The sequence below is a fragment of the Halosimplex yunnanense genome, assembly GCF_054504345.1.
In genome coordinates this window covers 44,515-59,142 of record NZ_JBTJEL010000033.1, presented here as the reverse complement: position 1 = coordinate 59,142, position 14,628 = coordinate 44,515, and the positions used below count along the sequence as shown (strand labels likewise).

The 14,628-nt window shown below is 66.6% G+C and carries 16 protein-coding genes and 1 tRNA gene; 5 read left to right on the top strand and 12 right to left on the bottom strand.

Annotated elements, in window-relative coordinates:
- Positions 1 to 96: 96 nt before the first annotated feature.
- Together AB2U09_RS09020 and AB2U09_RS09015 are read right to left on the bottom strand one after the other, a co-directional pair.
- A complete protein-coding gene (locus AB2U09_RS09020) occupies positions 97 to 1,377 on the bottom strand; it encodes a HEAT repeat domain-containing protein (RefSeq protein WP_459192384.1) in 1,281 nt (426 codons plus the stop codon).
- A 76-nt stretch (positions 1,378 to 1,453) separates the two neighbouring features.
- Complete coding sequence (locus tag AB2U09_RS09015; RefSeq protein WP_459192383.1) at positions 1,454 to 2,383, bottom strand: M48 family metalloprotease; 930 nt, start codon at positions 2,381 to 2,383, stop codon at positions 1,454 to 1,456.
- A 720-nt stretch (positions 2,384 to 3,103) separates the two neighbouring features.
- On the opposite strand from AB2U09_RS09015, the gene AB2U09_RS09010 reads away from it, so the two are divergent.
- Entirely contained in the window at positions 3,104 to 3,562 is a 459-nt protein-coding gene (locus AB2U09_RS09010) for a plastocyanin/azurin family copper-binding protein (RefSeq protein ID WP_459192382.1), read from the top strand.
- Between the two features lie 77 nt (positions 3,563 to 3,639).
- Here AB2U09_RS09010 and AB2U09_RS09005 read toward each other — a convergent pair whose 3' ends face one another.
- The 4 genes from AB2U09_RS09005 to AB2U09_RS08990 are packed head-to-tail and all read right to left on the bottom strand — an operon-like array spanning position 3,640 to position 6,187.
- Positions 3,640 to 4,290, bottom strand: coding sequence for a 30S ribosomal protein S3ae (locus tag AB2U09_RS09005; RefSeq protein WP_459192381.1), 651 nt, complete (start codon positions 4,288 to 4,290; stop codon positions 3,640 to 3,642).
- Positions 4,287 to 4,577 carry a KEOPS complex subunit Pcc1 gene (locus tag AB2U09_RS09000; protein ID WP_459192380.1) on the bottom strand — a complete coding sequence of 97 codons (291 nt, stop codon included), beginning with the start codon at positions 4,575 to 4,577 and terminating at the stop codon, positions 4,287 to 4,289. The genes AB2U09_RS09005 and AB2U09_RS09000 overlap by 4 nt, the downstream gene beginning before the upstream one ends.
- Positions 4,574 to 5,722, bottom strand: coding sequence for a hypothetical protein (locus AB2U09_RS08995; protein ID WP_459192379.1), 1,149 nt, complete (start codon positions 5,720 to 5,722; stop codon positions 4,574 to 4,576). The genes AB2U09_RS09000 and AB2U09_RS08995 overlap by 4 nt, the downstream gene beginning before the upstream one ends.
- Positions 5,723 to 6,187 (bottom strand): 30S ribosomal protein S15, encoded by a 465-nt coding sequence (locus AB2U09_RS08990; RefSeq protein ID WP_459192378.1) that lies wholly within the window; start codon positions 6,185 to 6,187, stop codon positions 5,723 to 5,725.
- Between the two features lie 437 nt (positions 6,188 to 6,624).
- Here AB2U09_RS08990 and AB2U09_RS08985 point away from each other — a divergent pair, with 437 nt between their 5' ends.
- A complete protein-coding gene (locus AB2U09_RS08985; RefSeq protein ID WP_459192377.1) occupies positions 6,625 to 8,043 on the top strand; it encodes a DUF7289 family protein in 1,419 nt (472 codons plus the stop codon).
- 30 nt (positions 8,044 to 8,073) lie between these two features.
- Here the strand turns inward: AB2U09_RS08985 and AB2U09_RS08980 are convergent, their stop codons facing one another.
- The 5 genes from AB2U09_RS08980 to AB2U09_RS08960 are packed head-to-tail and all read right to left on the bottom strand — an operon-like array spanning position 8,074 to position 11,356.
- The gene (locus tag AB2U09_RS08980; RefSeq protein ID WP_459192376.1) at positions 8,074 to 8,850 is read right to left on the bottom strand and encodes a DUF7289 family protein; all 777 of its coding nucleotides are present in this window, start codon (positions 8,848 to 8,850) and stop codon (positions 8,074 to 8,076) included.
- On the bottom strand, positions 8,847 to 9,335 hold the full coding sequence (locus AB2U09_RS08975) for a DUF7266 family protein (protein WP_459192375.1): 489 nt from the start codon (positions 9,333 to 9,335) through the stop codon (positions 8,847 to 8,849). The genes AB2U09_RS08980 and AB2U09_RS08975 overlap by 4 nt, the downstream gene beginning before the upstream one ends.
- Positions 9,328 to 10,239 carry a DUF7261 family protein gene (locus AB2U09_RS08970; protein ID WP_459192374.1) on the bottom strand — a complete coding sequence of 304 codons (912 nt, stop codon included), beginning with the start codon at positions 10,237 to 10,239 and terminating at the stop codon, positions 9,328 to 9,330. The genes AB2U09_RS08975 and AB2U09_RS08970 overlap by 8 nt, the downstream gene beginning before the upstream one ends.
- Positions 10,227 to 10,877 carry a DUF7288 family protein gene (locus AB2U09_RS08965; protein ID WP_459192373.1) on the bottom strand — a complete coding sequence of 217 codons (651 nt, stop codon included), beginning with the start codon at positions 10,875 to 10,877 and terminating at the stop codon, positions 10,227 to 10,229. The genes AB2U09_RS08970 and AB2U09_RS08965 overlap by 13 nt, the downstream gene beginning before the upstream one ends.
- On the bottom strand, positions 10,874 to 11,356 hold the full coding sequence (locus AB2U09_RS08960; RefSeq protein ID WP_459192372.1) for a DUF7287 family protein: 483 nt from the start codon (positions 11,354 to 11,356) through the stop codon (positions 10,874 to 10,876). Before AB2U09_RS08960 ends, AB2U09_RS08965 begins: the two co-directional genes overlap by 4 nt.
- Before the next feature lie 351 nt (positions 11,357 to 11,707).
- On the opposite strand from AB2U09_RS08960, the gene AB2U09_RS08955 reads away from it, so the two are divergent.
- The 3 genes from AB2U09_RS08955 to AB2U09_RS08945 all read left to right on the top strand — a co-directional run bounded on the left by AB2U09_RS08955 (position 11,708) and on the right by AB2U09_RS08945 (position 14,276).
- Positions 11,708 to 11,779: transfer RNA gene (locus AB2U09_RS08955), tRNA-Ala, on the top strand.
- A 788-nt stretch (positions 11,780 to 12,567) separates the two neighbouring features.
- Positions 12,568 to 13,257 carry a hypothetical protein gene (locus tag AB2U09_RS08950; protein ID WP_459192371.1) on the top strand — a complete coding sequence of 230 codons (690 nt, stop codon included), beginning with the start codon at positions 12,568 to 12,570 and terminating at the stop codon, positions 13,255 to 13,257.
- A gap of 140 nt (positions 13,258 to 13,397) precedes the next feature.
- Positions 13,398 to 14,276, top strand: coding sequence for a hypothetical protein (locus AB2U09_RS08945; protein ID WP_459192370.1), 879 nt, complete (start codon positions 13,398 to 13,400; stop codon positions 14,274 to 14,276).
- A 109-nt stretch (positions 14,277 to 14,385) separates the two neighbouring features.
- On the opposite strand, the gene AB2U09_RS08940 is transcribed toward AB2U09_RS08945, so the two are convergent.
- On the bottom strand, positions 14,386 to 14,628 hold the full coding sequence (locus AB2U09_RS08940) for a DUF7127 family protein (protein ID WP_459192369.1): 243 nt from the start codon (positions 14,626 to 14,628) through the stop codon (positions 14,386 to 14,388).

Sequence of the window (14,628 nt, the reverse complement as noted above, 5' to 3'; positions counted from 1 at the left end):
GGACACGCGCCTGGCTGGTCCCGCTCTCGAGTATAAAGATACGGACCGAAAAACGCCGCAGAGACGGGAAAAACAGACTCCCGGAACGGAGACGCCTCAGACGGCCTTCTCGGCTTCCGACTGGACGAGGAACGCGCGGTCGTCGGTGTAGTCTTCGAGGACGCCGAGCGCACGCTCGGTGCCGATCTGGTTGAGCGCCCACGCCGCGCTGGCGCGGACCTCGTTGGCTTCGTCGTTCTCCAGCACGTCCGAGAGCGGTTCGATGGCGCGGGTGTCACCGAGGAGTCCGAGCGAGCGAGCCGCCGCCGAGCGAATCTCGTAGTTGTCGGCGTCGAGTCGGTTGGCGACCGGTTGGGCCGACTCCTCGCTGCCGATCTCGCCGAGCGCGCGCAGGGTGACCTTCTGGAGCGCGGGATCGCCGTCGCCGTCGATGAAGTCGTGGAGCGTCTCGGTCGCGCGCTCGTCGCCGATCTTCCCGAGGATCTCGACGGGCTTTTTGTTGCGCTTCTGGGCGCGCTGATTGACGGCGTCGTAGGCCTCCTCCGGCCCCATCCGCCAGAGCGTGCTGAGGATGTTCTCCTCCATGAAGTCGGAGTCGAACGTCTCGAGCGCCGTCAGGATGGGCTCGACCTCGCCCATCTCCTCGTAGACCTTCACCGCGTTCCACTCGGCGGGGAAGTCCTTGCGGTTCTCCGATTCGAGCACGTCGTAGAACCCCTGGGCGTCGAGCTGCTGGCGGACCGTCAGGTCGTCCCACTCCTCGGCGGCGTCGAGGTCGTCCTGCAGCGCTTCGGCGTCTTCCAGCAGCGCGGCGATAGTTTCGGCGTCTTCGTCCGGGTCGAGCGTGCTCCCCTCGACGACCTGTGCCGCCTGGTCGAGCGCGTCGGCGAGGTCGTCGGTATCGTCGCTCTCGGGCGAGATTTCGGTGTCGAGTTCGTCGGCGAGGGTACCGAGATACGACTGGACGGCGGTGACGACATCGGGCTGGCCGTCTTCGGTCCAGCGCGTGTCGGCGACGGTCGACTCCGCGTCTTCGAGGACCGCGACGACGTCGTCGGCGTAGGGCCCGCGCTGGTCTTCGAGCTGGTCGCGCAGGTCGGCGATGCGGTCTTCGAGTTCCGCAGCCGGGTCCTCGGCGTCTTCGTCGTCCTCGTCCGGTTCGGGCAGGTCGGCCGCTTCGAGGTCGGCCTCGATCTCGTTGAGGTCCTCCTCGACCGCGTCGAGGTCGGCCTCGGTCTCGGCGGCTTCGAGGTCGCTCTCGGCGTCGTCGAGCCGCTGGTCGAGGGTGTCGGCCGACAGCTCGGTCGTCTCCTCGGCGTCGGCTGCGTCCTCGGTCGCGGCGTCCTCCTCGGCCGCTTCGTCGTCCCCGTTGCTCATACCCCAAAATGCGATTCTCCGGGCCAAGAGCGTTTCCCTTCGGAGTCCCCCCGCGCGGTCGAAATCCACCCCCGTCTCACTCGGCCTGTAGCTCCGCCCGTTCGAACTCGCCGACTAGTTTGGAGAGCCGCTCGATCCGCCGCTCGGGATCGGGATGCGTCTCCATCAGGGACACGAGGCGCGATTTGGCGTCGGCCGGAACGATGAACAGCGCGTTCAGTTCCGCGTGGTCGCGCAGGTCTTCTTCGGGCGTCGCGGCCATCTCGGCGGAGATGGTCTCGATGGCGGCCGCGAGCGCGCCGGGGTTGCCGGTGATCGCCGCCGCGCCGCGGTCGGCGGCGAATTCGCGATGGCGGCTGATCGCCCGCGAGACGAGGTAGCCGCCGAGCCACGCGACCATCGAGACGGCGACGAACGCGAGGAACCACGGCGTCCCGCCGTCGCCGCCTCCCCCTCCGTCACCGCCGCCGTCGCCGAACCACCAGAAGTTCCGCACGATCGTCGCCGCGACCGTCACGAGCGCGGTCACAACCGTCATCACGAGCGCGTCGCGGTGCTGGACGTGTGCGAGCTCGTGGGCCAACACGGCGTCGAGTTCGTCGCCCTGCAAGGTTTCCAGCGTCCCTTCGGTCACGGCGACGACGGCGTCGTCCCGACCTTTCGCGGTCGCGAAGGCGTTAGGCTGGGCCTGCGGCGCGACCGCGATGTCGGGCTTCGGTAGGTTCGCCTGTGCGGCGAGTCGGCCGACGCGGGCGTGGAGGTCTGGGTACTCGGATTCGGAGACCCGCTCGGCGTCGAGCGCCTTCAGGGCAGCCTCGGGACCGTACTTGTACTGGAGGGTCACGAGGACGCCCGCGAGGCCGACGACGACGAAGATGCCAGCGCTCCCGAGCGTGTCGAACGCCCACCACGCGGCCACGCCGACGAACGCGGCGTAGAGGACGGCCATTCCGGTCATCGCCAGGACCATGCGAACCCGGAGGGACCAGTCGGGAGCGAGGCGCATACTGATTACTATCTACCGCGGACTGATAGATGTTACTCGACCATCTTTTTCCCGACCGGGTTTCCTCGGCGCGCGAAGCGCGCCTGCGGGGAACCCGGCCGGCAAAAACATGGGTGAAAAAGGCCGCTCGCGCGGAGCGCGAGCGGTGAACCGGCGCCTTCGGCGCCGGACGCTTACCGTAAAGGATCAACTGGATTTCGGTGGCGCGCGCTGTCGCGAGTTTCATCTCGCGACCATAGTCGTGCGAGGGATGAGCGACCGCAGGGAGCGAATCGGCTGGGGAGGCATGTGGCCGTTTGCTGTGTGGTTGCAGTTCCTGGGGGACTGAAAGGGCGAGGCGGGCTCGCGTTCATGTAGTCGCCTGAGCGGGCACTATCCGCGCGGGCGGTGCGGAGAGCGCGGATATCCCGCTTGGTTCGAGAGAGCGAAGCTCTCTCGTCACTGAGCGAATCGGAGATTCGCGAGGTCTGCGAGAGCTGTGCTCTCGCCCGATCCCGAAAATCTACGATTTTCGGAGACAGCGACCGCGAGCGCGACGAGGGCTTTCAACTCTTAGCACACCCTGCGGTAGCGGTTCTAGTTGCACTTAGCGAGCGCGCCGAGGGCTTTCAACGCCTACTAATCACTGCGGTAGCGGTCGCTGCCCTCAAAGCAGCACATTCTTGGACGACTTCGACGGATACCGGGGGCTCTATTTGTCCGGGGAACCGACGCTCGCGCATGGACAGACGGGCGTTCCTCCGGAGTGCGGGCGCGACCGCCGTGGCGGCCGGGCTCGCGGGCTGCGGCGAGAGCAGCGGCGACACCGGCGACTACGACGTCGGCATGACGGCCCGGAAGTTCGAACCGGCGACGATCGAGGTCCCGCCCGGGACGACCGTCGTCTGGAAGAACACGAGTTCGCACGCCCACACCGTCACCGCCTACGAGGAGAAGGCCCCCGAGGGCGCCGACTACTGGGCGAGCGGCGAGTTCGACAGCCAGTCGGCCGCCGAAAGCGGGTGGATCAACGGTAACGATGGCGCGATCTATCAGGAGAAGACCTACGAGCACACCTTCGAGACCGTCGGCACGCACAGCTACTTCTGCATCCCGCACGAAACCGGCGGGATGGTCGGCGCGGTCGTCGTCAGCGAGGACGCGACGACGAGCACGGCGAGTCCGGCGACGGACGCGTAGCTCGAATCCGTATTACATCCGTCGCTCGGCGCCGATAGTTCGCGAGCGAAAGAAATCGAAAGGCGTCGAGCGCGTCGTCAGTCGGCGGTCTCGTCGACGGCGACTTCGTCTTCGTCGACGTCGACGGAGGTCTCTTCCTCGGCGGCGACTTCCTCGGGACGGGCCTCGAGGGTCAGCTTCTGGATCTCGACGCGGCGCAGCGGGTAGATGGTCTTCGCCTCGTTGTAGATGGCCGAGGAGAGCCGCCCCTCGACGACGCTGTCGACGAGGTCGGCGTAGGTGCGCTCGCGCGCGGACTCCTCGACGATGTCGATCATCGTGCGGCGGATGGCCTTCTCCTGGCTCTCGTCGGCGCTCTTGGTGGTGAGCGCGACGGGCTGGATCTGGACGCGGTAGTCGTCCTCGGTGAGGACAGTGATGAACGCCTCGACCTTCGAGGAGCCGCGGCGGACGAGCGAGCGCAGGTAGTCCCGCGTCAGCTCGTGTTTGATGAACTCGGTGTACGCCGAGTCCGACGCGACCTCGTTGACCTTGAAGGTCAGCTTGGTGTTGTTCTCGCTGGCGTCGTTGCGCAGGTCGCCCAGCGTGGTTTCGATGGTGCGTCCGAGCACCTTGTCCGGTTCGTCAGCGGGGGTCTCACCGAGTTCCTCCCGGTCGAACTGCTCGGGAGCCATCAGTGTGTACCACCGCTTCTCTTGCTTGCGTCGTGAGACGGATCGTTCGCTCATGTGTTGGTGTCTGTGTCGGGTGTGTCGTCTGTCTGTGCTGTACTCGATGCGTCGTCGCCCTCGGCCTCGTCGCCCTCGCCGAGCCGCGCGGCGACCCGGCAGTTGACCACGTAGTCGTCGACCGTCGAGCGGAGCCCGCCGGTCGTCTCGCGGCGCATCGTCGTGACCACGGCGTCGCAGTCGACGCGCGTGTCCATCTCTGCGGTGTTGTCCGGGGCGAGCGCCGCGGCGACGTGCGTCGCCGCCTCGGCGTCGCCGTGGGTCGTCGTGATCGTCGCTCGTCTCATAGCGCCTCCCTGAACGCCGTGATGAACGCGCCCGTCTCCACGTCGAAGCGGACGCGGCCGGTCGTCCCGGTCGTCGCGCCGGTGCCATCGACGCCCTCGGCGGCGGCCGAGACGACGGGTTCGAGGTCGCGTTCGTCGGCGACGACCGCCGCTGTGCCCTCGGTGACGGCGAGCGTCACGGGCTCGGGCGAGCGGTAGTCGTGGACGAGTCGGACCATCGTCCCGACGGGCGCGTCGTCGGTCTCGGCGCGGGCGACGAACAGGCCGTCGTACCGGCCGGTCGTCGCGTCGGCGACGGCGTCGTGTGCACGTCGGGCGTGGGAGCGCCACGCGTCGAGCGCGACCGCCTCCACGTCGTGACCGAGCGCGAGCGCGACGCCAGTGCCGGGTTCCTCCCGCGCGAGCGCGTCGAGGACGTCCGCGTACCCGCCGATAGTCCGGAAGGGGCCACCGACGAACGGATGAATCGCCCGTTCGACCGCGTGGCCGCCCCGCGGCGGGACCGCGTCGTCGCCGGCCGCTCGCAGCGCGACCAGCGACGCCACGCGGCGGCGTTCCTCGTCGTCTAGGTCACTCGCATCGAGGCCGTCGCTCGGAGCGAGTCCGATGTCGGCGAGTGCGGCCGCGACCGCCTCGGCGTCGCCCGAGAACGGCGCGTGGACGAGCGTCGAGTGTGCGAGGCCGTCGACGAGGTCGCTCGTCGGCACGGCCACGCCGGGTCGGCGCTCCACGTCGGCGTCCGCAGCGGCTTCGACCACGGGGCTGTCGAGCGCGCGCCCGTCGGCGACGACGCCGGCGAGCGCGAGCGCGAGGTCAGGGTCCGCGTCGAGTTCCCTCGCGACGTCGACGGCCGTCTCGCTGGCCGGCCGCGGGTCGGCGGGCAGCGAGCAGTCGGCCGTCGGGTCGGCGCGGCCGACGGCGACGGTCAGGTCGGCGTCGGTCGCCCGCTCGGCGTCGGTCGGGAGCGTCGCGAGACTGATCTGGAAGGGGCTGTCGAGGTCCGCGAGCGCCCGCGCGAGGACGCCGCTGGCGGCCAGCGCGTCGCCGGTGGCGGCGCCGACGAGGCGGACGAAGCCGGCCTCGCGGAGCCGTCCGGCGAGTTCGCCGGGGGCAGCGTCGTCTCCGGTGCGGGCGGTGGCGGACATCTATTCGAGGAGTTCGGCCGCCTCGTCGGCGGTGTAGGTGAAGTCCTCGTCGAGTTCGTCGCCGCGGTAGTAGTCGACGAGACGGCGGATCTTCGCTTCGGTGTTCTGCAGCGCGCGCTTGTTCTGGTGGTCGGTCGGGTTCTCGTCCATGTGCTCGTGCAGGCGGACGGCCCGCTCCAGCAGGTTCCGCAGGTCCTCCGGCAGTTCCGGGGCCGCGTCGTTCTCCTCGAGGATCTCGGTGATCTTCTTGCCGGTCGCCAGCGAGACGTCCGGGACGGGCGTCCCGTTGACGCCTTCGTCGCGAAGTCGCAGGCCGATCTCGCTCGAGCTGAGGCCCTGCTCGGCCAGCTCGACGACGCGCTCTTCGATCGCCGATTCGTCTACGTCGCTCCACTCCGGGGGTTCGTCGGCCGCGGGCTTGTCCGATGAGGACGAGCCACGACGGCGCGTGTGCATTCGTGCCATGTGTCTGAATTGGAACGCGACTGACCGCTGTTCGGCGGTCGTGAGACCGCGCAGTGCGTGTGTGCGCCGCAGCGAACTCGCGGGTGCGAGACCGCCGGATCGGCGCGAACACGGCCGCAATCCCAAGCCGCGCAATCGCGCGGCGAGTCAGATTTGCGGTCGTGCGTTCCCATCGGAGAGTGCCTCCTCGCACACAAAACAGTTTCCATCGTGGAAACGACGACCGCTCCGCCGAGAAACCGCTCGCCGGCCCGTCTCCCGCCCGCTATCTAATATTATCATGGGTCGTGATTGACCTGGTCACCGTATAGAGGTAGTTAATGACGTTCGATCGGAGATATCGACATATCTACTGAGCCGGCGCAGATCTATATTCAATCGTGAGAACCGAAGGGGCGCGTTTATTGACCGGGGCGTCGAACGGAGGGCAGTAACCGATGAGTCAGGACGCTCGGGGCGCGAGCAACGTGCTCGGGATCGTGTTGTTGTTCGCTATCGTGATCGGGGGGACCGCGCTCGTCGTGTCGGTCGGCGCGGCGGCGCTGGAGGACGCGAGCAACGGGCTCGACGTCAGCCGCGCCGAGAAGGCGCTGACGCAGTTCGACTCCCGGAGCGCGATGGTCGCGCTCGGCGGGACGAGCCACCAGGGGGTCGATCTGTCGGCTGCCAGTGGCGCCACCTACGGGGTCGACGATTCGGTGGGCTGGATGAACGTCACCATCTACAACCAGAGCGCCGACGAGACGACGACGCTCACCAACGTGACGCTCGGCGCCGTCCGCTACGAGAACGGCGACCAGACCGTCGCCTACCAGGGCGGGGGCGTCTGGAAAGGAACGGAGGCCGGGGCGACCATGCTCTCCCCGCCGGAGTTCCACTTCCGGGAAGCCACGCTGACGCTCCCGATCATCACCGTCAACGGCACGCCGAGCCTCGGGTCCGGCGCGACCGTCACCAAGGCCGACCCGACCCGGGTCCGCTACCCGAACGCGACGGCGAACGCCAACTTCACCAACCCGCTGGACACGGGCTACGTCAACGTCACCGTCCACAGCGAGTATTACGAGGCCTGGGGGCGATTTTTCGCCCAGCGGACCGAGGGGAACGTCAGCTACGATCACACCAGACAGACCGCCCGTGCGAAACTGGTCGTCCCCTTCGACGAGAGCTACGACAACGTCCTCGCCTCGACGCGACCGGGCGGCATCCGCATGAACGGCAACGACCCGTCGCCGGAGCCGTCGTCGACTGGTATCAATTACCCGCTCGCGGACGACCGGATCCAGGACCGCATCGACGAGTGTGAGGACGACGCCACGGCGTGTACGGAGGTCACGCCGGACAGCACGGTCACGATCACGAGCGGGGGAACCTACTACGCGGACTCGTACTTCTCCGGAGCGCTCGACGTCGACAACCCCGGCGACGACGTCACGGTCGTCGTCGACGAGAACTTCAGTCCCGACGGCGTGTCGATCACCAGCAGCTACAACACGACGATCCTCGTCCGGAACTCCTTCGACATGAGCTCGGGCGACTACCTCAACGACGGTGGCCCAGCGGGCAACTTCTCGGTCGTTATGCATTCGAGCGGCGCGGTCAACGGCAACGGGAACTTCAAATTCGTCGGCCTGCTGTACGCGCCCGGCTCGGACTGCAACATGAACGGCGGCGGGTCGGTCGAGCCGAACGTCATCGGCGGCGCGGTCTGTGAGAGCATCACCGTCAACGGCAACCCCAACGACTTCGACTACGATTCCAGCGTCGAGGACACCAACCTCGAGCTGGAAGGCGACATCACGCCGGTCACCTACCTCCACGTTACCGAAAACCCCGTCAACGTCACCAGCAGGTGACGTGCGACGGGGCCGCGTTTCTCGATCGCGTCAGGGCTTCAGCTCGACCGCGATCCTGACCTCGGTGACGTAGAGCTGTTCCGGCGTCTCGTCGAGCTGACAGGCGATCGTGTCGGTCCCCGACTTGAAACAGGTCAGCGCCGGGTCCCGGCCGAGCATGTTCAGCCAGAGGTCGCTCCGCTCGGAGGTGACGTTGATCCAGACGTCGTCGTAGATCCCCTCCTCGTCTGCCACGGGGACGAGCCGGTCGTTCGCCTGCGCGCGGACGAGGACCGTCGAACTCTGGATCTGCTGGCCGGTATCGGTCGCCGAGACGGTCGTGACGATCGGGATCAGGGTACGCTCCGTGTCGAACACCGGCGACCACGGCTGGACCACCGTCCCGCCTCGCGGGTCGTCGCGGAAGACGGCACCCATCGCGTAGACGAGTTCGGTGTCGCCGTCGTCGTAGACGATCGGACGGATCTTGTGCGTCCGGTTTACCAGGAACGACGGGTCGCTCACGCTCTCGTTCGGGTCACGGACGGTGACGATCGTCTCCTTCCCGAGCGAGAGCGACGCGTCTTCGAGGCTGATCTCGGTGGCCCGGCTGGGCGCCCCGCGTTCGGCGATGTCGCCCATGTTGTCCGAGAGGACTTCCATCGCGCGCACGGCGTTGTCCGTCTGCTGGGCGTCGCGGGCCGACTCGAGTCCGGCGAGGCCCGACAGCGAGACGATCGCGACGACGGTGGCGATCATCCCGAACACCATGATGAACCCGACGATATCGCTCACGGCGCGGTCCCCGTCCGCGGCGGGGCCGTTCATCCGCGCACCTCCAGGTTCGGGTCGTCGTAGACGACGCTGACGTCGCCGCCGGGCACAGCGCCGGTCGCCACCGTCGTGTTCGTCTTCAATCGCACCGAAACGGACACCTCGGGATCGCTCGTCGAGAGGTTCAACCACTGCTCCGACCCCGTGTGGGTGACCGCGACGCTGTAGTGGGCGCCCGCGATCGTCGATGGGAGCGAGGCGTTGACCGCGACCGTCTCCGTGCTCGCTCCCGCTTCGACGAGCCTGTCGGCTGCGACCACGTCGCCGGCGAGTTGCTGGCCGACGACGCCGAGTTCCGTCCTGACGACGTCGGTCCGCTGGCTGGTCACGAAGTCCCCCGCCGTGACGAACAGCCCGGTGATGACCAGCGACGCGACGGCGAGCGCGAGCGTGTACTCGAGCGCCGTCGACTGCCCCCGGCAGGCGTCTCCACTCGCGTCGCGAAATCGTCCGCGACGGCGCGGCGGCGGGCTATCCATTGCTCTCACCCGGTGCGACCCGAATCGTCGAGCGGTAGCGGACGTCGGACGACCAGTAGACGAGGTCGACGTCCATCGAGTAGAGCACGTTCTCGTACTGGCCGGAGCCCAGCGCCGTACTGGGGTCGCCGTCGACGATCATCGTGTACTCGCCGTCGGCGACGGACCCGTTTCGGATCCCGAGATCGTACGTGTCGGGGAACGTCCCCGTGTCCAGCGCGGTGCAGTCGGCTCCACCGACTGTCCCCTTCGAGAAATCGATCGTGAACGGGTCACTCGCCGTCGTCGTACACGACTCGTAACTGCCCGACTCGACGACGCCCACCGCGTAGTTCCCCGTCGCCGAGTCGTACGAGACGTTCAGGTACCACGTGTCCGCGCCGCCCGCGACGACCCATAGTTCGTCGTCGTCCGACCCGTACCAGTCCTCGACCTCGAGGCGGAACTTCCGGGCGTTCGAGACGTCTGTCGCGACCGTCCAGTCTACGTTGCCGCCGGAACTGGTGAGGTCGGTGGGATCGTCGGTGACGTTGATCCCGGGGTTCGTCTCCGCGACGCTGACGTTCGTGAGCTGGCCGTTCGCCGCCTGCTGGTGTCTGGTCACGTTGTGATACACTTCGACGGCGTCGCGGACGCTTCGGTTGAGAGCGTCGTGATCGCCGCTGTGAGCCGCGTGCGCGTAACGGAACGATTCGGTCGCCATCGTCCCCGTCGCCCGGTGGAACGCGTTGGCGTTCGCGGTCTCGGCGGACTCGCTGCGCGTCGCCAGGTTCTCCGTGTAGATGGCGGCGTTCATGACCAGCGCCAGCGCGACGAACGCGACGGCGAGGGCGAACGCCCCGACCAGAATGATCTGCCCCCGATCTCCGCCCGGACCGCCGACGGCTGGCCTCAGATCCGCCACACGACCACCTCCACGTTGATCACGTTGTAGACGCTCGCACTCGACTGCCGCGGTGCGAAGTACGTCGACTCGTCGCTGACGGCCGTCCCCGTGGGATCCCCGTTCTCGTCGCGGATCTCGTCGCTCTCCATGAGCGACAGCGCCCACGTCGCCCGGACCGCGTGGTCGCTGGGCTGTCCCTGGTGGACGTACCGCTGGACCCGGATCTCACCGTCCGCGCCCTGATAGCGCAGGTAAACGTTGTACGCGATGCCCTGGCGGTCGAACGACCGCTCCAGCGTCGTCCCGAAGTCGTTCGGTGGCGCCCCCGTCGTGAAATACCCCACCTGCGGCGTCTCGTAGAACTGCTTGCTCGTCGCGTTCCACGAGAGCAAGGCCCGTTCGAGTGCCCCCGTCTCCGCGGCGGAGGCGAGCACGCCCCGCGCCGTCGCTTCCTGCTGGTTCTCGATGTGCTGGCTCGACGTGCTCGCCGACAGCGGCGTCACCGCCGTCATCTCCAGCGCGAACACGACCGCCGACAGGATGATCAGCCCAGCGGTCACGCCTTCGAGCGTGTGTGCCTGTCCGCGGTTGTCCCGGTCGCGGCCGCGCCGCGGCTTCCCCGAGCGCGCACCGCCGGGCGGGCGACGAGCGGTCACCACATCACCACCTTGACGGTGACGTCCTGCCCGTCGAGCAGTGCGACTCGCTGCGCACTGACGGTCTTCCCGCCGCTACCGCGCGGCTTCGGCCCGTCCGCGAGGACGGTCCCGCAGTTCGAGTCCGACCGCTCGACGAGCGCCGACGCGCTGTCGTCCCAGCAGAGGATCGCGTCCTCGCTCGACCCGACGTCGCCGCTGATCGTCACGTTCACTGGCGTCCGGTCGAGGACGCCGACCCGCTGTTGGATTGGGTCGCCATCGAACCCGCACCGCGAGAACGACTCGTCGAAGAACGCCCGCGTGCACTCGCCGTCGAGCACGTACGGCGCCGTCGCGTTGCCCAGCGACCGCTGGGTGAGGTCGTCGGCGACGCGGTTGGTCGCCGGCGTCTCGGACTGGCCGCCGTCCGAGAACGGGTCCAGCATGCCGGGAACGAACGCCAGCGCGAACGTCAGCGCCAGCAGGAAGATACTCATCCCGATCGCGAAATCCAGCGTCGTCTGTCCGCGCCTGTGCCGGTGGCGTCGCTCGCCACGCGTATCTCGTCGGTGACCCGTGCCGTGTGAGTTCACGGGTCTCGCTCGGTCCCCGAATCGTCCCATTGGTTGTCTGTGCCGGTCGCCGTGGGCGCTTCCCCCCAGAAGCTGCCACAGGTCCCGTGCCTTGCCGGGTGAACGACAGACCACGTTATATCCGTTGGCCCGGCAGTACAGAAATTGATACTGCGACAGTTGGGGGAGTGACACCACGGCCGTGTCACTCGATACCGATGGGGCGGCTGCTTCGATGGGTTTATGAAAAGCGCCCGGATACGTGTTTTTGCAGGCGGGCTCGTAGATCAGTGGTAGATCATCCCCCTGGCACGGGGAAGGCCCCGGGTTCAAATCCCGGCGAGTCCACTCCTTTTGCGACGAACAACTCCGACGAGCGCCGGCTAGCGTGCGCTCATCGACGTGAGCACCAGCGTAGTGCTCTGCGAGACGGGGTTTGTACTCTTGGAAGTTCCAGCTCCGAGTCCCCAGTGGACGTAGTCAGAAGCCAGGCGAACGCTTCGCAGTCGAGAAGTCTCAACGAGTCCATTCGCGAACTCCCGAACTGCGTGGGGCCGCAGTGATACTTTCTTGGCCCTTCGATCACAGTCGGGCGGATCGCTGTTGGGGCCGCTCGCGAGCGAGAGTTCATTCGAACAGTCGATGTGTCGATTCCAGTCTCTTCCAGAACGTGCAGGTTTGACTCCGTAGAGGCAACGAACAGGGATAGTCTATCTCGTGTGGCAAACGAGTTGCCCGTAGACACCCATCGACTGCGGCCGAGCCGCTGTCCAGACTCCGGCGCGAGAGTCAATGCGCCGCTGTCCAATCGATCTTCCAGACGCAGATCGAAGCGGCTTGTGAGGGAATCGATCGGTAGACTACCCGTGAGCGGAACCAGCTGTGATCCGAGTGAACAGGAGTCGTTCTGTCGCGGCCCCTGCTCTCGAAACCCATGATCGATCCCTCAGAGATTCAAACGGTGATTCTGCATCACTCACGGTCGTGAGAATGTTTCTAGTGAGTGATTAGCCAGCGACCCGAGACCCCGACAGACGCTGCAATTATATCGCTTCCAACTCACGTGTTCAAGTTACATAGCCATACATAAATGAAATATAAATTTTCAATATGACATCAAGCTAACAGTCGATTGCATGGCGAAAAAGAACTCGTCTCTGACCCGTCGTGAAGCATTGCGAACAACCGCCGGGGTGGGAACGATGTTCGGAGTTAGCGCAGTCGTCGCAGGCACAGCCGCTGCGGCCTCGTTTGACAATCCGCACCAGCTCGTGTTGTCGGGGAGCGGTGGACCGATCGAGTACGACATCAGCATCCAGACTTACAATTCCAGCACTCCAGACCCGGAAGGTGCCGACGATTCGCTCGAGTCGAATGACGAATACGACGACGTCCAGGGGTATCTCAGAGGAACCGTCGATGGGGGCGTAGACAAATGGAAACTAGAGAACCCCGTCGAACACGACGGACAGCTGAAGGGCCATCAGGTAATCGGAGGCAGGGTAGTCAACAACTCGGACAACTGGGCGCGACTTGATCTAACCTGGGACCCAAGTGACGAGTGCAGCAATGAGTACCGGTTCAACGTCAACCATCGGGGATCCGGCGACGTAAACACGAAGTTCGTGTATCCCTGCGAGTGCTCCGTGAGGGCGAACAACGGCGGTTTCGTGAACGAGACCGCTACTGGTGACTGGGAGGTCCACAGCGAACTAAACGACGATAATCCCACTGACGACTTCTGGGTGAACGGACGGATGATCGAGGCGACGATCGGCATGTCCTCGGGTTCCGGCGTACAATTCTACAACGGCCCGCGTCCGTAACTGAATCGGCCGTCTCACGGCGACCAAAAAGCGGACGGGGACACCCCATCCCCGAACGAGAGACGACGTACACGGGTGCCCCATCAACGGCACCCGTCCGCGTCGAAGCCGTATTGTACTTCACGGTCCTAGCGACGCCAATGCGAAACGGGGCGGTCGTCGTGGCGGCGCTGGTTCTCCTCTCGGGGTGTAACGCTGTCTCGTTCGGGAACGACGGGTCGAACGCGCTGACCGACACGGTCACACCGGTGCCCGTCACCGATACGCCCGCGGACCCGACCGCGACGGCGACGTCGGCCGACCTCCCGCCGGGCGTCGGCGCGGACGGCTCGGTCGACGGGATCGCGCTCGCTCGGGCGCACAACGAGTCCGTGAACAACCGATCCTACACGTGGGTCGTCGACTACGACACCGGCGAGTCGGAGTTCCTCGGCGGGGTGTTCACCCGGCGAGTGGTCGTCGGTAACGGGAGCTTCTTCGTGGAGCAGGTGAGCCTCGGTCCGGGCGCTAACACGTCGCTGTACGTCAACGAGTCCGGCGGGTTCCTGCGGATGACGAACGGCGACGAGACGCGCTACGACCTGCTCGAGACTCCCGGCGGCCACCGCGAGCACGTCTTCGCAGAGGAGGCTATCCGACGGTTGCTCGGGGGTGCGACGTTCGACGTGACGACCGTCGAGCGGAACGGACAGACGTACTATCGCCTCCACGCCGCCGACGGCCCCATCCCCCAGACGCTGGCCTCCTCGTCGGTGGTGATCCGCAACTACACCGCGACGGCCTACGTGACGTCCAGGGGCTTCGTCCGGTCGTTGACCGCCGAGTACGACCGCGTCATCGACGGCAGCCAGTCGCACGTGAGTTTCCGCTACGACTACAGCGACCTCGGCGAGTCGACACCGACGGCGCCCCCGTGGGTCGACGAGGTCCACCGGCGATCGCCGCCGGAACCTACCCACCGAACGGACGGGCCGAACGGGACTTCACCCACGCAAACGGACGGACTCGACAGCGAGTGACCGTTCCCGCACGAGCCCTGCGGCGCTGGCTCGGTGAGCAGCGGCGAGTCGGGAACGGCGACGAGACGACGAGAGAAAGCGGGACGTGACGCGTCGGCTGCCGAAGTTTTCAGGCTCTGATGCGGAGCATCCCGTCGTTGACGGAGAGGTCGGACACCTCGTCGGGCACCTCGAACTCGAACTGGCGATCGCCGGCGACGACGATAGCCGTGCCGCCGACGACGTCGAGTTTGGCGTCGGCGCCCTCGCCGAAGTCGACGACGATGAGCGTCTCCCCGTCGGTGTCGCGGCGGGTGATCGCGATGTCGTCGTCCTCGGCCGCGGCTGACTGGAGCGTGCTTGGTGCTTCCAT